At 48.7% G+C, this 19,623-nt stretch carries 18 protein-coding genes and 1 riboswitch; of the genes, 15 read left to right on the forward strand and 3 right to left on the reverse strand.

The features are described from left to right. Positions 1–161: 161 nt before the first annotated feature. A complete protein-coding gene (locus L6H98_RS01095; protein ID WP_236412268.1) occupies positions 162–1,337 on the reverse strand; it encodes a M20 family metallopeptidase in 1,176 nt (391 codons plus the stop codon). Between the two features lie 186 nt (positions 1,338–1,523). Between L6H98_RS01095 and L6H98_RS01100 the strand changes: the two genes are divergently transcribed. The 3 genes from L6H98_RS01100 (at position 1,524) to L6H98_RS01110 (ending at position 4,799) form a co-directional block, all read left to right on the forward strand. Beyond that, on the forward strand, positions 1,524–2,987 hold the full coding sequence (locus L6H98_RS01100; RefSeq protein WP_236412270.1) for an ABC transporter substrate-binding protein/permease: 1,464 nt from the start codon (positions 1,524–1,526) through the stop codon (positions 2,985–2,987). Next, positions 2,974–3,696 (forward strand): amino acid ABC transporter ATP-binding protein, encoded by a 723-nt coding sequence (locus L6H98_RS01105; protein WP_236412272.1) that lies wholly within the window; start codon positions 2,974–2,976, stop codon positions 3,694–3,696. Before L6H98_RS01100 ends, L6H98_RS01105 begins: the two co-directional genes overlap by 14 nt. A gap of 235 nt (positions 3,697–3,931) precedes the next feature. Next, positions 3,932–4,127, forward strand: a riboswitch (cyclic di-AMP (ydaO/yuaA leader). A 9-nt stretch (positions 4,128–4,136) separates the two neighbouring features. After that, on the forward strand, positions 4,137–4,799 hold the full coding sequence (locus L6H98_RS01110; RefSeq protein WP_236412274.1) for a 3D domain-containing protein: 663 nt from the start codon (positions 4,137–4,139) through the stop codon (positions 4,797–4,799). Positions 4,800–4,861: 62 nt separating this feature from the next. On the opposite strand, the gene L6H98_RS01115 is transcribed toward L6H98_RS01110, so the two are convergent. Then, complete coding sequence (locus L6H98_RS01115; protein ID WP_236412277.1) at positions 4,862–5,677, reverse strand: polysaccharide deacetylase family protein; 816 nt, start codon at positions 5,675–5,677, stop codon at positions 4,862–4,864. 151 nt (positions 5,678–5,828) lie between these two features. On the opposite strand from L6H98_RS01115, the gene L6H98_RS01120 reads away from it, so the two are divergent. The 7 genes from L6H98_RS01120 (at position 5,829) to mobB (ending at position 10,814) form a co-directional block, all read left to right on the forward strand. Further along, positions 5,829–6,197 (forward strand): hypothetical protein, encoded by a 369-nt coding sequence (locus tag L6H98_RS01120; RefSeq protein ID WP_236412278.1) that lies wholly within the window; start codon positions 5,829–5,831, stop codon positions 6,195–6,197. Between the two features lie 104 nt (positions 6,198–6,301). Beyond that, positions 6,302–6,967 (forward strand): PspA/IM30 family protein, encoded by a 666-nt coding sequence (locus tag L6H98_RS01125; protein ID WP_236412279.1) that lies wholly within the window; start codon positions 6,302–6,304, stop codon positions 6,965–6,967. Between the two features lie 103 nt (positions 6,968–7,070). Next, on the forward strand, positions 7,071–7,472 hold the full coding sequence (locus tag L6H98_RS01130) for a DUF350 domain-containing protein (RefSeq protein ID WP_236412280.1): 402 nt from the start codon (positions 7,071–7,073) through the stop codon (positions 7,470–7,472). A gap of 24 nt (positions 7,473–7,496) precedes the next feature. Beyond that, on the forward strand, positions 7,497–8,003 hold the full coding sequence (locus tag L6H98_RS01135) for a DUF4178 domain-containing protein (RefSeq protein ID WP_236412281.1): 507 nt from the start codon (positions 7,497–7,499) through the stop codon (positions 8,001–8,003). A gap of 11 nt (positions 8,004–8,014) precedes the next feature. Continuing rightward, positions 8,015–8,752 carry a DUF4247 domain-containing protein gene (locus L6H98_RS01140; protein ID WP_236412282.1) on the forward strand — a complete coding sequence of 246 codons (738 nt, stop codon included), beginning with the start codon at positions 8,015–8,017 and terminating at the stop codon, positions 8,750–8,752. A gap of 196 nt (positions 8,753–8,948) precedes the next feature. Further along, on the forward strand, positions 8,949–10,238 hold the full coding sequence (gene glp, locus L6H98_RS01145) for a gephyrin-like molybdotransferase Glp (protein ID WP_236412283.1): 1,290 nt from the start codon (positions 8,949–8,951) through the stop codon (positions 10,236–10,238). 6 nt (positions 10,239–10,244) lie between these two features. Next, positions 10,245–10,814 carry a molybdopterin-guanine dinucleotide biosynthesis protein B gene (gene mobB, locus L6H98_RS01150; RefSeq protein WP_236412284.1) on the forward strand — a complete coding sequence of 190 codons (570 nt, stop codon included), beginning with the start codon at positions 10,245–10,247 and terminating at the stop codon, positions 10,812–10,814. A 98-nt stretch (positions 10,815–10,912) separates the two neighbouring features. Here mobB and xerS read toward each other — a convergent pair whose 3' ends face one another. Further along, positions 10,913–12,001, reverse strand: a complete 1,089-nt coding sequence (gene xerS / locus L6H98_RS01155; RefSeq protein ID WP_236412285.1) for a tyrosine recombinase XerS — start codon at positions 11,999–12,001, stop codon at positions 10,913–10,915. Positions 12,002–12,200: 199 nt separating this feature from the next. Between xerS and L6H98_RS01160 the strand changes: the two genes are divergently transcribed. From L6H98_RS01160 to L6H98_RS01180, 5 genes are all read left to right on the forward strand, one after another. Further along, complete coding sequence (locus tag L6H98_RS01160) at positions 12,201–12,686, forward strand: GNAT family N-acetyltransferase (RefSeq protein ID WP_236412287.1); 486 nt, start codon at positions 12,201–12,203, stop codon at positions 12,684–12,686. Positions 12,687–13,061: 375 nt separating this feature from the next. After that, positions 13,062–14,309, forward strand: a complete 1,248-nt coding sequence (locus L6H98_RS01165) for an MFS transporter (RefSeq protein ID WP_236412289.1) — start codon at positions 13,062–13,064, stop codon at positions 14,307–14,309. A 532-nt stretch (positions 14,310–14,841) separates the two neighbouring features. Next, on the forward strand, positions 14,842–15,846 hold the full coding sequence (locus L6H98_RS01170) for a phosphotransferase (protein WP_236412923.1): 1,005 nt from the start codon (positions 14,842–14,844) through the stop codon (positions 15,844–15,846). A 285-nt stretch (positions 15,847–16,131) separates the two neighbouring features. Beyond that, positions 16,132–17,934 (forward strand): sensor histidine kinase, encoded by a 1,803-nt coding sequence (locus L6H98_RS01175; protein ID WP_236412290.1) that lies wholly within the window; start codon positions 16,132–16,134, stop codon positions 17,932–17,934. Continuing rightward, positions 17,921–19,462 carry a response regulator transcription factor gene (locus tag L6H98_RS01180; RefSeq protein ID WP_236412924.1) on the forward strand — a complete coding sequence of 514 codons (1,542 nt, stop codon included), beginning with the start codon at positions 17,921–17,923 and terminating at the stop codon, positions 19,460–19,462. The genes L6H98_RS01175 and L6H98_RS01180 overlap by 14 nt, the downstream gene beginning before the upstream one ends. Positions 19,463–19,623 lie beyond the last annotated feature (161 nt).

Below are 19,623 nucleotides of genomic sequence, written 5' to 3' on the forward strand. Positions count from 1 at the left end.
TTTGGATATGGATGCCGCTTTCTAGATATGAAAGTGGTGTGCATCACAGTATAAACGAATTTTCTCGTTCGGGCTGAGTGATTTTGCCTTATACATAAAAAAGTGTCTGTCCAGTCACGGATAAGTGACCAGACAGACACGTCGAAGCCGATAACATGGTATTACCGAGTCGATTGTTCAAACTCCTTACGAATGGATTGAAGCAGCTGCGGGTTGGTCAGCACGTCGCCGGCCGTTAAGGCAATGGCTTTTGCCCCCAGAATCATGCCATCCAAAGCCCGTTCCTGCAAGGCCAGATCACGGAACTCGATGGAATGAAGCGTGTGTACCTCGTCCACAACGCGAATATAGGGGTGAATCGCCGGACAACGCAACGATACATTTCCGATGTCCATGGAGCCGTGGTCATTGCCAGTAACGATTTCGCGGGCAGGAATACCGAGCTTCAGCAAATTGTCGCTGAATGCGCCGGACAACGTCTCGTTGGTGACCATTTCATCATAAGAAGTTTCGTAATTTGAAGTCACCAGTTTGCACCCGGTTTGCAGGGCAGCTCCTTCCGCGATCTGAATGACCCGCTGCGTAAGCACGTTCAGCTCTTTGCGTGTCGCCGCGCGGACATAGAACTGGGCGGAAGCATAATCGGGAATGATATTGGCCGCTTGTCCGCCGCTGTTAATGATGCCGTGAATCCGAACCGTGCTTTTGACTTGTTGCCGGAATGCATTGATGCCGTTAAAGGTTTGAATGACCGCATCCAACGCATTAATGCCTTCATGAGGCGTTGCTGCGGCATGCGAAGCTTTGCCGTGAAACTCAAACTGAACGGCATCGATGGCCAGCGAGCTTCCCGACTTTTCGTAAGCGTAAAACGGATGGGCCATAAGAGCCACATCGCAATCATCGAACAGGCCGGCTTCCGCCATCGGAACTTTGGCTCCCCGCGTTTCCTCCGCAGGTGTGCCGAAAACTTTAAGCGTTCCTCCCACTTCATCTAATATGGACTTGAGCCCAACGGCAGCACCCAAGCTCATCATGCAGATCAAGTGATGGCCGCATGCGTGACCAATCTCAGGCAAAGCATCATATTCGCACAGCAGGGCAATGGTCGGACCGGATTTGGCTGCCGAGTACGTGCCGATAAATGCCGTCTCCAGACCGAGAACGGGAGCTTCAACGGCAAAGCCGTGATATGTTAGCTCCTCCTTCAAACGTGCGGATGCGAGATATTCCTCGTTTCCTAATTCCGGATTGGCCCCGATATATGATGAAATGTCCTTGAAACGGGAAGCATATTGATCAATAACCGCTAAAATTTGTGTTTGGATGGGTGTCATGGTGGTGTACTCCTTCTGCAAAAATAAAAACGATTTCTTGATTATAGCATGCTTCTCCATTTTTTTCAGGGCGTTGTCATGCGTTGTAAATATGAAAATGCATTGCATATTCATACATTGTCCTTTATAATGACTCAGGCATCCTATGAGAAATAAGCATGTGAATAAAGTAAGGGGAGAACAGGTTTGAAATTAATAAGTCGTTACACCATGATGCTTATGGCCTTTGTGGTCATGCTGACAATGGCTGTTCCAACGGCCATGGCCGCGGGCACGACGGGCATTTCAGAGGGCAAAAAGCTGGTGCTCGGCACAAGTGCCGATTTCGCGCCGTACGAATTTCATAAAGTGATTGACGGCAAGGACCAAATTGTCGGTTTCGATATCGCGATCGCCAAAGCGATTGCAGCCGACATGGGTGCAGAACTTGTCATAGAGGATATGGGCTTTGACGGGCTTCTGCCCGCATTGCAGAGCGGTCGCGTCGACATGGTCATCTCGGGCATGACCCCGACCGATGAACGCAGAAGAAGCATCGACTTCTCGGAAACCTACTACAAATCGAAGCAAGTCATCGTCGTACGCGCTGAGGACAAGGACAAGTTCCCGACGATGGCCGAGCTGGAGAACCAGAAGATCGGCGTGCAGAAAGGCTCTATTCAAGAAGAGATCGGTCAGAAGATTGCCGGTGCTAAGCTGACTGCGTTGGACAAGATTTCCGATATTGTGCTGCAATTGGAGACCAATCGTATCGACGCAGCCATTCTGGAGGACACCGTTGCCGTCGGATACCTGGATGACAACATCGTGCTTGCGCCTGCAGTGCCGGACGAAGAAGAAGCAGAGGCCGCCATCGGTATCCGCAAAGGAAACACGGAACTGCTGAACGCCGTAAACGCAACGCTTGCCCGACTGAAAAGCGAAAACAAAATCCCTCAGATGGTTACCGAAGCGAGCCAAATGATGGCGGGAAAAGAAACCAAAACACCGAATATTCTGGAAGTGTTCTGGCAATACAAAAGCTTTTATGCAACAGGTGTGGGCTATACCTTGCTGTTGTCTGCGCTTGGCGTCATTTTCGGTGTCATCATCGGTCTGATCATCTGTTGGTTCCGTCTCCATGACGCAGCCATCCTGCGCTGGATCGGTACGGCATACGTCGAATTGATCCGTGGAACCCCGATGCTGGTCCAGTTGATGATCATTTATTACGGCCTGGCTTTGACCTTTAGCATTAACTTCTCGCCGCTTCAGGCAGGGATTATTACGTTGTCCATCAACAGCGGTGCTTATTTGGCGGAAATCTTCCGCGCAGGCATTCAAGGCGTGGACCGCGGACAGATGGAAGCGGCTCGGTCTTTGGGGATGGGCAAAGCTGCAGCGATGCGCTTTATTGTCCTGCCGCAGGCCTTCAAAGCGGTCCTTCCGGCGATCGGTAACGAGTTCGTTACCATTATCAAGGAATCGTCCATCATTTCGGTGATCGGTATGGTCGATATCATGTATCAGGCCAGCGTGGTCAAAAACATTACGTATCAGGGCTTGAATCCATTCCTGATCGCCGCAGCCATTTACTTCGTGCTGACATTCATTTTGTCCAAGCTGTTGGGACGACTGGAAAGGAAGTTGAGTGCAAGTGATCGACGTTAAACAACTGCATAAATCTTACGGAAAAAACGAAGTGCTGAAAGGCATTGATGTAACGATCGGAAAAGGAGAAGTCGTGGTGGTCATCGGACCTTCGGGCTCGGGGAAAAGTACGTTTTTGCGCTGCTTGAACCTGCTGGAGCAACCGACTTCAGGCGAAATCAATTTTGAAGGGGTATCCATCACCGACCCTAAACACAACATTAACGCAACCCGTGAAAAAATGGGTATGGTCTTCCAGCATTTTAATCTGTTTCCGCACAAAACGGTGCTGCAGAACGTGACAATCGCCCCGATCAAGGTGAAGAAACAATCCGTCCAGGAAGCAACCAAGATTGCGGAGGATTTGCTGAGAACGGTGGGCCTTTACGACAAAAAGAATGCTTATCCAAGCCAATTGTCAGGCGGACAGAAGCAGCGTATCGCCATTGCCCGGGCGCTCGCCATGCAGCCGCACGTTATGCTGTTCGATGAGCCGACCTCCGCGCTTGATCCGGAAATGGTCGGCGAGGTGCTGGATGTCATGAAACGTCTTGCCGAAGGCGGCATGACCATGGTCATCGTAACCCATGAGATGGGCTTTGCCCGCGAAGTTGGGGATCGCATTTTGTTCATGGACGGCGGAGTGATCGTAGAAGACGGAACGCCTTCAGAAGTGTTCGGTGCACCCAAACATGCACGTACCCGCGATTTTTTGGCAAAGGTGCTTTAGCGGATCATTGGAGTATCAAGATAAACCATGCCTGCTGTTTAAGGAGGCATGGTTTTTTGCTTGGATTGGTGCGCTATGGATTGAAAAAGTAACTTTTCTGTTACCATCTAAGCGGGAACGAGCGACCTTTCGAAACCCCGGATTCCCATGAAACAATGGACATACGCTGAATTACAAGGGGAAGCGACCGCAAATTGGTAACAATTACTAGGCACCATGGTTACAATATTGTGATATATTAGTCGTGCCGAAACTTTCTTAACGGAAGGTGCGGGGGAAGTAATGATGCAGCAGAGGGGCAGTCGCATCCTTGCAGCTGCTTGGGGTGAATTAGGGCGTACATAAGCAATACGTGTAAATCTATACCTATAGGGTGGTCTCCTCCATCCGAATCCGACAACTAACTTCGCAGGCATAATAAGGGAGGTAGACTTAATTCGATGAAACGCATCGTCAAAACCGCAACAGCCATGTTAGCAGCAGCCGTATTGATCCAGGCTGTCCCGGCTCACGCTGATTCCGTCCATGTGGCCAAAGAAGGAGATACCTTTTATACGCTTTCCAAGAAATACAACATTGCCCTCGACACGTTGATGAAGGCCAATACGGGCATCTCCGCGTACAATATCTATGACGGGGTGAAAATCAACATTCCGGGCAAAACAAGCACCGCATCCGCTGCAGCTTCAGCATCGAAAGTTCAGGCCAATGCAGTAACTGCTGCCAGTCTGGACGTAAACAATGAAGACAAAGTCGTAGAGGCGTGGGGCAAGACATTTGATTACAGCAAGACATTGAACGTTGTCGCTACAGGGTATTCGGCGGACCCTTCCGAGAACGGGAAGTGGGGATCTGTTGATTATTTCGGCAACGACCTTGAGCTCGGTACCATCGCGGTAGATCCTAAGATCATCCCGCTCGGAACCAAAGTGTTGGTGACTGGACACAGCCATCCGGGATTGCCTAAACAGGCTTTTGTGGCTACGGCGCGTGATACGGGTTCTGCCATCAAAGGAAACCGCATTGATATTTTCATCCCCGGAAGCAAACAATCCGTGAGTTCATTCGGGTTTCAGGACGTGAAACTCTTTATTTTGAAATAAATCGACAATGGTGTTCGTTCAATCACGAAGCGTGAGTGAAGCGAACACCTTTTTGCATCCGGTCATTTTACGGTTTTTCTGTTTTTGGGCATTTGCAGCATTTCATCTAAAGTGACCAATTTGTATCCTCTTTTTTGCAGCTCCGTGATCACCTCCGGCAATGCCTCTACCGTCCCGCTGAGATTGGTCCCGACGCCGCCACCGGCATGTTGAAGAATAATGGAGCCGGGTTTGACGGCAGATAATATGTTTTCTTTGACCTTTTCTTTGGGGATGCCCTTCCAATCCAATGAATCCACGTTCCAGTTTACGATGCTGTAGTGGTTCCTTGCTGCCCATTTGAGCTGCTCTTCATTAATATCCCCGTACGGAGGACGAATCATTTTTGGAGTATATCCTGTCAGTCTCTGTATGATTTCCCCGGTTCGCAAAATCTGTTTGCGGAATGCGCTCATGGACAATTTGCTGAATTGGGGGTGATTGTAACTGTGATTGCCGACGACATGCCCTTCTTTCACGATGCGTTTGACCAGGTCAGGATGTTTCTCAGCACGGTTGCCTACGATGAAAAAAGTAGCCCGTACATGATGTTCTTTTAAAACATCCAACACTTGAGGCGTGAATCGAGGATCAGGCACATCGTCAAAAGTTAAAGCGACCCGTTTGGTCGACGGACCGTTGGTCTTGAAAGTATCTGCATATTTTCGCCGAAGCTGTCCCAATGTCAGCTGTTCTTCCTCCGATGAATGGATGGTTTCCTTGGACTCCCTTTCAGGAACCGAATGATTTCCCATTGCCTCAGCAGGCCGCAAAGGAGAGAAACTAACGTACAGCAGTATGCAGACGATCCCAATGGCCACGTTGAGGCGAACACGCATGACAGCAGCCTCCTTTCAAGAATGCGTTCTTTTTTGGTATTCCCGGGATCGCAATGGTTTATGCGGGATGTGAAGTGTTTCATTGTCTTTGCGACGAATGAGGCTCATAATTCCAGCAAATACATAAAACATGAAGGTTGGGTGGACGCAGATGAATGAGTTCGATTTGAAAACGATGAAGCTTCAAGCAATTCAGACCGGGGATGACCGCGTATTATTGGTGACAGGAGGAAAAGCGCATATCGGTGCAGTCGCCACATATTATCCGGACGGGGAACGCATTAACGGTTCGGTCATGCACATTCCGGGGCATAAGGAACAGGAACTGTGCGAGCGCCTTGCCCGTAAAGCGGCGCAGCATCTCAGAACGACCGTAACCGTCATTATGGGCATTCATTACAATGGCATTACGCGCATGCAAATCGACGAAATTGTGCAGACTGCGGAAAGGCTGCTTGATGAACATTTAAACCCGTCCGAACATACGAATGGTTTGGTGAACGATGCCGTTCATTCCTAAAACGGCGGTTCACAAATTTTTGATTGAAAATTGAAACGGACAGACGATTGCGACGTATGTATAATTATATACAGGGTTGTATTATCGACTAGGAGGAAAATTAAATGTCCATTTTCAAACGATTGCGTGATTTAACGATGTCAAACATTAACGCTATTATCGACAAGGCGGAAGATCCAATCAAAATGACGGACCAATATATCCGGGACATGCAAGAGGATCTGGAGGATGCGGAGAAAGCCGTTGCAGCCCAGATCGCCATCGAGAAAAAATTCAAACAGCTTTATGAAGAACAGGAAGCGCTCGTAAAAAAACGCGAGGAACAAGCTCATACCGCTGCACGCGCCCAGAACGTAGACCTGGCCCGTCGGGCGCTTGAAGAGAAAAAAGCCGCTGAAGAAAAAATGGCCGAATACAAAGTCAGCTACGACCAGAACAAGGCGGCAGCCGACAATCTGCGCGGCAAACTGGATGAGATGCGCAAACAGCTGACACAGATGAAAAACAAACGCGAAACCCTCGTTGCTCGTTATAACGCAGCCAAGGCGCAGACCGAAATCAACAAGGCTCTTAACGGGTTCAGTTCCGATACGGCGAGCGCCGGCATGAAGCGCATGGAAGAAAAAATGCTGCAAATGGAAGCTCAAGCCGAAGCCAGCAATGAAATGTCATCCAAAGGCAAATCGCTCGATGAGGAGTTCGAAAAACTGGGCAAAGATCAAGCGGTTGAAGATGAACTTGCCGCTTTATTGAAACAGTACGAAAAATAAGATTCGAACGAGCGAGAGTGTGTGTACCCATCTGGCGGAGAAGAAACATGGTTTCTTCTTCGCTTTTAAATGTGGGTTATGTTGAACTTTGGAGGCTGTGTAAATGGATTTGAACATTTTGGCGATGTTGGTCTGGACGCTTTCAGGCTCAGTGCTGCTCTTTATATTGATGTTCGTGGATTCCTTGTTTACAAAATATAAGGATTTTGCCGAAGTGAAGGCCGGAAACATGGCTGTGACGACGCGAATGGTCATGAAGCTGTTTGCGCAGGGCTACGTGCTTGCCACTTCTATTTCGACGGCAGGACATCTGGGTGAAGCCTTGCTTGTATCGGTTGTTTCGTTTGTTATTTTACTTATATTGGAAAGTGTGGTTCATTTCATTATTCGAAAATGGGCAGCACTTGACTTGGATACAGGCATCCAGCAAGGAAAAACAGGGTACGGCCTGTTTTCAGGTGCCCTGCATATCGTGGGCGCACTGATTATTGCGGCTTGCCTATAAGATTGAAGAACGGGAGTAATTCGCATGAGCGTATGGAAACGAATTAAAGGAATTATGGCCAAACCGGAACCACCCAAGGCAGAGAAAACGATGCTTCAGCTTGCGCCAGGCGATATTTGCGAAGTGTCGCTAGTCACGTATGAAGTGGTGGGTAGAGTGCATCATCGGTCCCGAAATGCGGTTGTTCTTACCTTGAAGGACGGCACGTCCGTCCGCTATTTGCATATCGAAGAGCGCGAAACGACACGCTATGCTTTGTATCAACCGATTGATGGCCGACTTGATGCACCGGATGAGGTGCCGACGCTGCTGGATTTGGATGGCCGTGCCTACCACTTGGAAGATGAATACGGAGGAATGGTTACGACAGCGGGCAAAACGCCATACGGGCAAGCAGGCGAGCAGCTTGTATGGCAGTATCAGTCGGATGATCATCTGCTTCTACGCGTGGAGTGGCAAGACAGAAGGTTTGCTCTGTACGAGGGCGAGTCCGTCATTCCCGCAGACATTAAAGTGATTCGTTCGAGCTAGGAGAGGTGCAAATGAAAAAGCGCACGGCGTATGGATTGAAATTAATGCTTGTGCTCAGCCTTCTGATGTCTTTGCTGTCCGCGTGCGGAGCACCTTCCGTTCAGGATACCTATCCACTCGAGTCTGTTAGCGGGAGCGGGAATTCAACATCCTATGTATATCGGGCTGCTGACCGCACCGTGCCTGAAGTGGCTGAAGAACTGTCCGATCAACGCAAGCCGGACCAGATCTCGGCGGTAAACGACGAGCGGATGTTCCTGGTATATTCGGACCAATATTACCACCTGCAGCAGGACCCGAACAAAAAGGAAGATACGCTGATCGAGGTCGATTCAAAGGAATATGTCCGTCAAAATTACGATTCCTCCTTTTTGCAGGGTTATCTGACCGCCACGCTGCTCGGCAATTTGTTCGATGCTCTTGGGGGCAGCGGATCTTCGGGGAAATACCGGGGCTATACAAGCAAGGATACGTATAAGCCCAATGCCGGTTCCTACCGAACGCCAACCAGCAACGATAAAAAAGCAGCGCCTCCGATTACCGTTGAGCGAAAAGGCTCCATTACGAGACGCGGGGGCGATACGGACACGAGCGTAGGTTCAGGCGGCGGTTTGTTCAGCCGGAAAAAAGAACCGAGCACAGGCACCGTTGAACGCAACAAGAGCGGAGGATGGTTTGACTCACCGAAAAGCTCATACAAAAAACCGAAAACAAGGGTTGGCGGAGGAAAAATCAAAAGGCGACGATAGATTTTTGCGATGCTGAGCCGCCCCCAATTGAACAGCCAGCGAGTAAAAGGAGTCGTCTCCCTTTTGCACGCTGGCTGTTTTTTTAGATCAGGAATTGCGAACATGCTTTGACGTGACATTGTCACTTGTCATCGTTGCCTGTTTCGGGCTACACTTTTTTACATAGGGAGATTTTCTCCAAGAAGGAGCGACGAACATGAAATCAAACATGCCTCATGCTGACATGAAAAGTTCCAAATTTATGCGGACCGCCGTTCAGGTGCCCGATGCTCAGGCCAAGATTGCGGCGCGTGCAAGCTCTGGCTCGACCGAGCTGGTCAGGCTTGAACTCGCGCATGGGAGAACGTTGGCCGAAACCGTTCATGCACCGCATCCGTATCCGTTTTTCCGCCGTTCAGGCATGGACGGTTATGCCATTGTAAGCGGCGACACCTTGCATGCTTCCAGCGATGAACAGATCTGGCTGCGCGTGATCGATGAAATACCGTGTGGTTACACTTCGGATCAGATTGTTGTGGAAGGCACTGCTGCGAGAATCATGACGGGTGCACAGGTTCCCGAAGGAGCCGACGCTGTCGTCATGTTGGAGATGACCGAGAGCAGGGAACAGGATGGGCAGCATTGGATCGGTTTGAAACGAGGCATTCAGCCTAACGCCAATATTACGCCCATTGGGCTGGAGGTTCAGGAAGGCGACTTGCTGCTGGAGTCAGGCACGACCATTCGGGCAGGGGAACAGTCGGTCCTTGCGACATTCGGCGTGGCTCATGTACGTGTCTATCGTCGACCCAAGGTCGCGATTTTTGCGACGGGAACCGAACTGCTTGACGTGGACGAGCCTTTGCAGCCTGGACGGATTCGAAACAGCAACAGCTACATGCTTCGTTCCCTGGTCGTTGAGGCCGGGGGAGAACCGGTCATGTACGGTTCGATCGCAGATGACGTTGCTGCTGCCCGCGCCAAGGTGGAAGAGGCTGTGCGCGACAACGATATCGTGGTCACGACAGGTGGCGTTTCCGTAGGAGATTACGATATTATGGGAGATCTCGTGCGCGAAAGCGATGTGGACATGCTGTTCAACAAGGTAACGATGCGCCCGGGCAGCGTAACGACGGCGGCGGTGGTGAACGGAAAGCTGTTGTTTGCTTTGTCAGGCAATCCAGGGGCCTGTTTTGTCGGTTTCTCGCTGTTTGTTTGGCCTACCATCCGGATGATGCAGAACGATCCGCACCCTTATTTGGAGGAGTGGACGGCGATTATGGATACGGAGTATACGAAGGTAAACAACTTTACCCGTTTTGTCCGCGGACGCATCCAAATTAGGGAGGGCACCGTTTACGCTGCACCGGCTCCATCGCGGGTGGATGAATCCAGCGTGATGATTACGATCAAGGACAGCGATTGCCTGATCGTGGTGCCGCCGGAAAGGAAGGGCATCGCGGCCGGGGAGAAGGTCCGCATTATCAAACTCCCTCAAGGCAGGTGAGGCAGGATGTCGATAACCAGCTATGCCAACACTCCGGGACCGGGGCCAAAAGTAGTGCAGGTGGTCGGGTACAAAAACACCGGCAAAAGCACGCTTACGGCAGCCCTTACGCGTGAATTTTCCAACCGCGGACTGAGGGTCGCGGTGATCAAACATGATGGGCATGACCACTTTCAAATGGATCGGGAAGGCACCGATTCGCATCGTTTTGCCGAAGCGGGGGCAGGGGCTGTGGCCGTCATGTCCGATACACGGACGGCCATTCTTGAGAAGCGGGCGGCCAGGTTGGAGGATATGCTCCATTATTTCAAGGATTATGATTGGGTGTTGATCGAAGGCCACAAGCAAGCGCCTTACCCTAAACTGGTGATGGCGAGGAGCGGCGAAGACCTGCTCCTAGTGCAGCAGCTGGAGAGGGTCATCGGAGTTGTTTCGTGGTTCCCGAAGGAAGAGGTACAAAACGAGGCGGATTTCGATGGCCAGCATGTTATTGAGATTGACAACAAAGGAATCGCTTGGCATTCCGTGCATGAGCCCGGACAGGTTGCTAACGTCCTGCTGTCTAGTTCTCGATAAGGGTTGACACTGTGCATCACTGATCGTTCAAAAGCCGCCATTGGGGCGGCTTTTGGGGTTTGATTATCATTTGTTTTTTACGATGACGAAACGGAGAGCTAGTTTTCCTCCAATCGGCGCTCAATCGCTTCGGACATCGTTTTATCGGTAAGATGGGCATAAATTTCAGTGGTCTCGGTGGAAGCGTGACCCAGCTGTTCCTTGGTTTTATAGATATCATTTTGCAAATAATAGTCTGTCGCAAAGGAATGGCGCAATTTATGCACGGTCAGGTACGGTTTGCCGAATTTCTTCGCATATTTGATGATCATGGCCTGAATGGCTCTTTTCGTCATACGGCTGCCTTCGGATTCCCCGTTGCGAAGCGCGATGAACAGCGCTTTTTCGCGTTTCGGAGTGCGATAGCGGGACTGACGCAGCTGCATATAGTTGGCGAGCTCGTCTCTCGCTTGTTCCCTGAAATAAACGGGGGTTTTGAACGTTTCGTCGTTGTTTCCTTTTCGGTATACATGCAGCATCTTGTTGTTCAGATCCAGATCGTCGACGTTTAAGTTGACGACCTCTGACACGCGAAGACCGGAATTGAGGATAAGGCTGGCGATGCAGGCATCCCGTTCTTTGTTTAGTTCATGGGCATAGAGGGCTTGCTTGTTTTTTTGCATATCCACTGCGTAACCCTCCAGAATATAACCAATGAACTCCAGCAATTCGTCTTCTTCCAAAATTTTACCCTTCAACTTGGCTGCCGTGTCTTTGGGTTTGTGCGTGCGCTTGATTTCGATTTTGGCCATAATGTTTCGTTTCAGCAGGGGGTAGAAATCCTCATCTTCAGCAATTTGGCTCAAATAGTGGAACAGGGAGCGCAGGGAGGAGAGCTTGCGGGAAACGGTAATGCGTGAGTTGGCTCCTTCACGTTTGGTGCCCAGAAACAGTCGAAACGACGTGATGGACTCCATTCGCAGCACTTCCAGCTCGGTGAGTTGTACATCTTTGTTCGTCACAGCTTGGGACAGCCCTTCGGCGCGAAGCCAGCTGAAAAATGCGTCGTAATCCCGCAAGTATTCCAATAACGTGGAAGGAGACAGGTCAGGCAGCTTATAGTCAATGAATTGCTGAACGAACCAAGGCATGGAAGGCAGTTTTTCATCCAGCTTGCGTCGGTCAATCTCTTTTTGCACATTGGTCATGTTCGGCACCTCCATAAATGTGTTTATCATTGCGAACGATCGCATGGCATAGTAACACCAGTGTACCATATTTTGCTTGGTCACAGCCTGTTCAACGAACAGAGAGCAAAGAGATTGCTTTCTTGCCCCATGACTTATAAACCAGTAAAGTAATTAGTATAAACGGCAGGCATATCCATAGAAAAGAGGAGTGGACCGGATGAGGGTGCAGATCGAGCTGGTTCCCCAAGAACGCAGTCAGGTGATTCGGCATTTGATGCAATTTTATTTGTATGATTTTACGAAATATTTGAATATTGACGTGGACGTGAACGGCATTTTTCCAGAATATCCGGGCCTGGAATCCTTTTGGACGGAGGAAGGCCGCAAGTTTGCTTTTTTAATTACCAGCGGCGGCGTGCCGGCCGGGTTTGCGCTTGTAGAGAAACAGCCGGGGAACAAGGAAAACGACTATTATCTGACCGAGTTTTTCGTCATGCAGAAATATCGGCGCAGCGGCGTGGGAACATGGGCTGCCCATGAATTGTTCAATCGTTTTTCGGGGCGCTGGAAGGTGACGCAGGTTCGGTCGAATGTCATTGCCCAGGCATTCTGGCGCAAGGTGATCGGAGCGTATACGGGGGGCCGCTTTCGCGAGAAGTTCCATCCCGAGCTCGGAAATCCAAGCCAGTACTTCGTGACGTGAGTGATATACGATACTAATTGCATGGTGGTGCTTTGCGCAGGCCGTGCATGAGATTTGGAAGTTGCGAAAGCACAAACCCGTTCAGATCGGATCGGAGTCGCCCCTGGGCGACTTTTTTTGTGAAAAGAACAAAACGTAGGGGGAATGAGATAGAATGATAGGCAATTTAAATTAAAATTTCATTATATGAAAAATTCACAATAATTAACAAGACTACTTCTGGCGATTTCTCATCAACGGATCGTTCCTTTATTTACAACATTCAAGGACGAATGATCAAAAATATTAATTTCCAAAAACAGGCCTTCATCGTATAATGGAGAACATATGTTTACATAGGCATAGAATATTGTAAGGCAGCAAGGAGGCAGCAGCATGAATTCGCAGTTGAAACAGATTCATCCGCTTGCGTGGACCATCATTGTAGGCACGATTTTCGGACGGATGGCAACGTCGATGAGCATACCGTTTTTGTCGATCTACCTGACGCAGACGATGGGAGCGTCGCCGTCGCAGACGGGCGTGATCGTGGCGGTCAGCGCACTCGTCGGCGTATTTGCAAGCTTTTATGGCGGTTATGTATCAGACCGGATCGGCCGAAAAAAAGTGCTGTTCATATCCGTGTTTGGTTGGGCCATCGTATTCATCGGCTTTGCGGTGGCCGACAGAATCTGGATGTTTTTTGTCATGAATGCATTGAACGGCATATGCAGAGCCACTTTCGAGCCCACGTCGAGGGCGTTATTATCCGATATCACATCCGCTTCCAACAAATTGCTGGTTTTTAATCTGAGATATGCAGCTATCAATCTTGGGGTGGTTTTTGGGCCGCTGCTTGGGCTGTATCTTGGTTTGTCGGATTCGAATCTGTCCTTTCTCGTGGCTGGAGGCGTATATGTGGCCTACGGAGCTTTGTTGATCGTGCAGTTTATGATTCATCCATTGCCATCCGACGGACAAGCCGCAGCGCATACAGAGCCGATCCGCATCCGTGAGGCATTTCGCACGACGGGGAAGGACCCGATTTTTATGTATATATTGATCGGTTCGATCTTCTGCGTGCTGGGGTACGGACACTTCAGTTCCACATTGCCGCAGTTCATGTCATTGAATCCCCATATGCATGACGGTGCGAAATGGTTTGGATACATGCTCTCGCTCAATGCCGTCGTTGTGCTTGCCGTGCAATTTCCGGTCGTGCGCGTTGCAAGCAAATTTCCGCCTGTCGTACCGCTGATCGTCGGGAATGCCATGGTGTCCGGCAGCTTGCTGATGTTCGGCCTGGCGCAAAGTCCGTGGATGCTCGTGCTTGCGGTAATCATCTTTACGGTAGGCGAAGTGCTGATGTTTACACTTATGGACGTCCTGGTCGACCGGATTGCGAAGCCGGAGCTGCGCGGCACGTATTTTGGCATGATCGGTTTTAACAACTTGGGCAACGTCAGTGCCCCGATTTTCGGAGGTGTTTTGTTGGATACGTTCGGAGCAGAGCACCCTTTGCTCGTATTTATCCCCATCGCGGTGACCGCGGTATGCGGCGTTCCGTTTTTGTGGGCAGCGCACAAACGGCTTCGTATGCGAGAGGAGCAGCAATCCGTTGGCGGGGCCACGGCAGCGTCTTAGTTGGGCGGCAATGAAATGGGCGATTTCCAGGGTTGAGATAGAAACGTAAAGATGGAGCCCGCAATACAAACGTACAAACGAACGAAACCCTTGTTCCAAAAGTCGATGGAACAAGGGTTTTTCAGGTCGATAACCATCAAAATTTCAACATATGAAAAATTCATAATAGAACAAACAAAGCCGCTCCTTAGTTCCTCTCATCGAATAAGATTCTACCATCCTTCCTTTGACGTATAAAAAAGCGTGCCATCTTCCAAACCATATTGCAACATCAATTTTATCGTAAAAAAACTATGCCTAGAAACCGTTGGAATTATTCGGTAAAATATACCCATGAAACGAAAAGGAGCGGATTTCAATGTTAAACAAGGTATCATTTAAGGCCGCAGAAGGATTTTCACATGTTCAGTTTTTTTCTGCAGCATTTCAATGCAGGAAGTCGTTGGCAAGATTGTAGACTGGAGGAGATCGTATAAATTATAACGAGGTCGTTCAAAATTGTGGTGAGCATTTGCTTGCTTTAGGATCCCAGTTGTTCGGACTGGAAGGTTATGAATTCCTGCTTATTCAGGGGCATCAAGGAGGGCGGAATGTTGTTTATACCTGTGAGAAAGAGGGTTTCGACCCTCGAATACTTCGAATCGCTTTCTTGCCGGACCGGAGCCGGGAAGATTTTCTGGGAGAAGTGGAGTATATCAGGTATTTATTCGAGCATGGAGGCAGTGTCTCGAATGTAGTCAGCTCCAAGAAGGGGAATTTGCTGGAAGAGGTCACTTATGATGACCATACCTTTTTTATTTGCCTGTTCATGAAGGCCAAAGGTAAAATGCTCGTGGAGAATCATTATCAGTACCGTGAAGGAGCCCCGATTACCGAATACTACTATAATTGCGGTAAAGTCCTGGGAAAACTGCACCACATATCGAAAGGGTATGCTCCGGTCCATCGCCGGCATCATTTTTTTGACAAATACAATGCCGCGTATATCGATAAACGAGTACCCGAATCCTTCACTCTGTTGAAGGAAAAGATGGTTGAACTCCTTGCCTCTTTAAATGAATTGGATACGAACCGGGAGACTTTTGGTATGATCCATTTTGATTTTAATGACGGGAATTATTCGATCGATTTTGATACCGGGCAAATCACCGTATATGATTTCGATAATTCATGTTTCGGCTGGTATATGTACGATCTGGCTGATCTCTGGACCCATGGAGTAGGCTGGATACAATTTGAACCAGACGCGACTAAACGTAAACAGTTTATGGACGATTATTTTGAAACCGTCCTCGCGGGATACCGATCCGAGACCGCAATCGATGATTCGATGTTAGAGAAGCTGCCCTTATTTATTCAAGTCACCCTCCTGGAAAATATTCTAGACGAATTTGAGGAAGTGCAGCGTAGCGGCGAGGAACCGAAGTGTGACGAGGAACTGTCGTATCTCATCAAATGTCTGGAAGACGATATACCGTATAAGGGATTTTTCCATGATATTTATTCTAGTGATGAGCCCTTTGAGTACGAGGGATGAGCTAACGGATGGGTGCGAAAAAGTAAAATCAAATGAATAATAAACGAGGCTGCCGGCATTGACCGGCAGTCTTTTCGTTCATTTGCAATCAGGAGCATCAGAAAAGATCATGTTGAGCGTTTTGATATTCAATGATAACATGAATCCTACTTTAACATTTCATTGACTAACCCAAATGAGTAGAGTACATTGTTTGGTGTCAAAAGGAACCACGGAGAAACCAATCTATGACAACGTGATTACTCTCATGAGGACTGAACGAATGGAAGGAAAGAGGACTGTGCGATGCGTTTGATCCAAATCATCAACGATATCAGGCTGAAAAGAAAGCTCTCCCTGATCTTTATCACTGTGGCCGTGCTCCCGCTTTTAATAAGCGGTATTTACTTAACGAACAAGCTGCGCGAAGTCATGGTCTCGAATGCCTTCGAACAGGCCAGCGATAACGTGGAGCGCGTTCAGAAAAGGACTGCGGAGGTTATTAATGTAGCGCTGGATATTTCCTATCAGCTCTCTAACGATAACCGCATGAAATCCATAGCAAGCCGCAGTTATGACAGCTACAACGAAGTCATCCAAACCTATCGCCAATATACGGATATCCGGGATTATGTGCGGCTCTATAAAGAAATAAAAGCAATTCGGTTGTATGCGTCGAACCCGACGATGCTGAATAACTGGGAATTTATGCAGCCAGATGAACAAACGACGAAGGAAGCGTGGTATGTGTCTGCCCTGAATAAAAAAGGACTGGCAGGTTGGGGTTATATTCAGGATGAGAGGGATCAGAAGCATTACCTAAGTCTGGTTCGGAAAATTAATCTGGATGATTTGAAAAATGAAAGCGTTCTGGTGATCAACGTCAATTCTGATTTGCTGAACTCGATTCTTTCCCAAGAGTCGTTTGCTACCATGATCGTCGATGACAGCAATAACATCGTAGCAGCCAACCGGCCGGATCTTTATGGCAAAAACCTTTCGGCAGTACATGCGGAGAGCAATATGTTATGGCAAAGCGAAGGCAGTTTCGATGCGGTCATGAACGGTAAAAATTCCAAGGTGGTTATTGCCAACCTGAACCCGCAGAATAGCTGGAACGGGCTGCGGATCATTTCGATTTTTACGATATCCGATATTGTTCATGATGCAAACGCTGTCATCCGTATATCTGCATTCGTTGTAGGCGGATGTTTGGTCATTGCCGTCCTGCTCGTTTATGCATCGGCATCATTAATTACGGGTAGGCTGCTCCGGCTTAGCAAACATATGTCCCAAGTAGGTACATTGTCTTGGGATTCTTATCTCGACCTGGACGGAAAGGATGAGATCGGACAACTTTCCAGACAATTTAATGCCCTTGTTCATCGAATAAGCCAGCTGATGTTCGAAGTGGAAGAGAGTAACCAGCAGAAACAGTTACTTCTGCAAAAACAAAACGACATCAAATTCAAAATGTTAGCAAGTCAGGTGAATCCCCACTTTCTGTTCAACACCCTTGAGTCGATTAGGATGGAAGCGCACCTTCGAGGGGAAGAGGACTTGGCCCAAGCCGTATGGCAGCTTAGCATTTTGATTCGCAACAGCCTGGAGGTGGGGAGCCGCCAAATTCCGCTATCGGAAGAGTTGAATATGGTCCGCTGCTACTTGGAACTTCATAAATTCCGATTTGAGGATCGGCTGCAATACAAAATGGAGATCGATCCGGCAACCGAAGGCATCGAGATTCCGCCGCTGATCATCCAACCTTTGGTTGAAAACTCGATTCTTCATGGGTTAGATCGCAAAGAGGATCCGACACTGATCACCGTTCGGACCAGGCTGAACGATCACGGAGAGTTATTCGTCGAGATCCAGGATGATGGTGCGGGTATTCCTCCAAAGAAAATGAAGGATTTAACGATGCGTTTAATGGACTCCGAGGAACCTGGAAATCGTATTGGCCTTCGCAACGTGAACGATCGACTGCAGCTTACCTATGGTCAAGGTGCAAGGCTTTCCATCGAAAGCGAAGAGGGCCGAGGAACCTGCATTACATTTTGCATACCGAAGAAGGGAGTGGAACCTGTTGTTTTCAGTGACAATCGTTGATGATGAGCCGAAGCTGCGTCTGGGATTGCAAACGTTAATACCGTGGAAAGATCTCGGGTTCGAAGTCATGGGGACGGCAGCTGGCGGGAATGAGGCGCTCCGCATGTTTGAAGAAAAGATTCCGGATGTTTTGTTAGTCGATATCCGCATGCCCGGCATGGACGGGCTGGAACTCCTTCAGGAGATCCGCCTCCGCGGCTGGCACATTCACGTCATTATACTCAGTGGTTATGCGGATTTTGAGTATGCGCGCCAAGCCCTTCAATTCGGCGTTGAAGCATACCTGCTTAAACCTGTAAACAAGGAAGAGCTGTCAGCATTGCTTCAAAAGATTCATGGCCAGCTTTCTGCAAAAAAGCAGGAAAAAAGCATGGTACAAAAGACCAATTCTCCGGAATGGATCCTTTATTCTTTACTGTCCGGCAGACACGATTCAGAAGATTCCTTATTAAAGGAATGGTCTGGCTCATTCCAGGCAAAGTGGACCAAATATCAAATCCTTCTAATCGGCTTCCCGGGTTCGCACCCGGAAGAAAGCGAGCGGATTCATAGCTTCAAGGATGTATTAAGCAGAACGTATACTTTCGAGCGTCAAGGAATCGTTTTATATTTTGCTCCGTATATCGTCCTATTGCTCGGGGACCCGCCTGTCGGGGACTATGGTTGGACAGAGCTGCATAAGAATCTCCAACTCTTGTCGGGAGAGCTTCGCTTTGAAATGGATGTTGCGGTTGGACAACCCGTTCGATCGTTGGATGAGATCCTTCATTCTTTTCGAACGGCCCGCTCCCTGTTGGAGCGTAGTTTTTTTTACGATAAGGGGAGGCTTCTGACTGAAGAAACGCCGGAAAGCTATCCAAAAGAAACCGTCCCATCTCCAGCTTTATCTCGATCGAGCAAGGAGGAAGAGGCGTTCAGGCTGCATTATTTGGTAGATGTTGGCCATGCGGAAACGATCTCCTCCTTTCTGGATGAAATAGCATTGCAGCAGGTGGTTCATCACGCGCAGGAAAAGGACATTCGCGACCATTTCTTTTACCTCGCCAATGAAACGGTTCGAAAAATTCATCCCCGTATTTGGTCTTTATCAGGTTATCCAGGAGAACCGGCGCGATTTCTAGCCGAAATATATAATTCCCGTTATATCCGGGAGCTCGTCGGCCACGTTTCTGTAGTGATGGAAAAGCTGGCACGCTGCTCCGATTATAACAGCAAAGACAACGAGATGAAGCGATTGCTTGATTATATAGATCGGCACTATGGGGATAATCTAAGACTGGAAATGCTCGCCGTGTTGTTCAACTACAGCAGTTCCTATCTGGGCCAGCTCTTCAAAAGTTACACGGGGGAATATTTTAACGCATACCTTGATCGGATCCGGATCCAAAAAGCGAAAGAAATGCTGGCACAGGACATGAAGGTGTACGAAGTCGCTGAAAAGGTAGGGTACTCCAACGTGAATTATTTCCACACGAAATTCAAGAAGCTGGAAGGGAAGTCTCCTTCCTTTTATCAGAAAAAAGAATGATCTGCAGCATTACTCCTCTGCAAAGTCAGTAAACGACATTGTAGGGGAGTTTTTTGATTTCTAAATGAAAACAGAACTGTTTTTCTGAAAAAACAGTGAATATCCGTATGAAATGATTTGAAATTTGTGATATGTCCGCAAGTCCCCTTTACCAATATAGT

This window comes from Paenibacillus sp. JJ-223, assembly GCF_927798175.1.
In the GTDB taxonomy this organism is placed as follows: Bacteria; Bacillota; Bacilli; order Paenibacillales; family Paenibacillaceae; genus Paenibacillus; species Paenibacillus hubeiensis.

What these genes read in the sequence shown, in the direction of transcription:
- L6H98_RS01130 (WP_236412280.1), top strand. Translation starts at nt 7,071, where the DNA reads ATGGATTTGAACATTTTGGCGATGTTGGTCTGGACGCTTTCAGGCTCA.
- L6H98_RS01110 (WP_236412274.1), top strand. Translation starts at nt 4,137, where the DNA reads ATGAAACGCATCGTCAAAACCGCAACAGCCATGTTAGCAGCAGCCGTA.
- L6H98_RS01095 (WP_236412268.1), bottom strand. Translation starts at nt 1,337, where the DNA reads ATGACACCCATCCAAACACAAATTTTAGCGGTTATTGATCAATATGCT.
- L6H98_RS01160 (WP_236412287.1), top strand. Translation starts at nt 12,201, where the DNA reads ATGAGGGTGCAGATCGAGCTGGTTCCCCAAGAACGCAGTCAGGTGATT.
- L6H98_RS01135 (WP_236412281.1), top strand. Translation starts at nt 7,497, where the DNA reads ATGAGCGTATGGAAACGAATTAAAGGAATTATGGCCAAACCGGAACCA.
- L6H98_RS01140 (WP_236412282.1), top strand. Translation starts at nt 8,015, where the DNA reads ATGAAAAAGCGCACGGCGTATGGATTGAAATTAATGCTTGTGCTCAGC.
- L6H98_RS01165 (WP_236412289.1), top strand. Translation starts at nt 13,062, where the DNA reads ATGAATTCGCAGTTGAAACAGATTCATCCGCTTGCGTGGACCATCATT.
- L6H98_RS01120 (WP_236412278.1), top strand. Translation starts at nt 5,829, where the DNA reads ATGAATGAGTTCGATTTGAAAACGATGAAGCTTCAAGCAATTCAGACC.
- glp (WP_236412283.1), top strand. Translation starts at nt 8,949, where the DNA reads ATGAAATCAAACATGCCTCATGCTGACATGAAAAGTTCCAAATTTATG.
- xerS (WP_236412285.1), bottom strand. Translation starts at nt 12,001, where the DNA reads ATGACCAATGTGCAAAAAGAGATTGACCGACGCAAGCTGGATGAAAAA.
- L6H98_RS01175 (WP_236412290.1), top strand. Translation starts at nt 16,132, where the DNA reads ATGCGTTTGATCCAAATCATCAACGATATCAGGCTGAAAAGAAAGCTC.
- mobB (WP_236412284.1), top strand. Translation starts at nt 10,245, where the DNA reads ATGTCGATAACCAGCTATGCCAACACTCCGGGACCGGGGCCAAAAGTA.
- L6H98_RS01115 (WP_236412277.1), bottom strand. Translation starts at nt 5,677, where the DNA reads ATGCGTGTTCGCCTCAACGTGGCCATTGGGATCGTCTGCATACTGCTG.
- L6H98_RS01125 (WP_236412279.1), top strand. Translation starts at nt 6,302, where the DNA reads ATGTCCATTTTCAAACGATTGCGTGATTTAACGATGTCAAACATTAAC.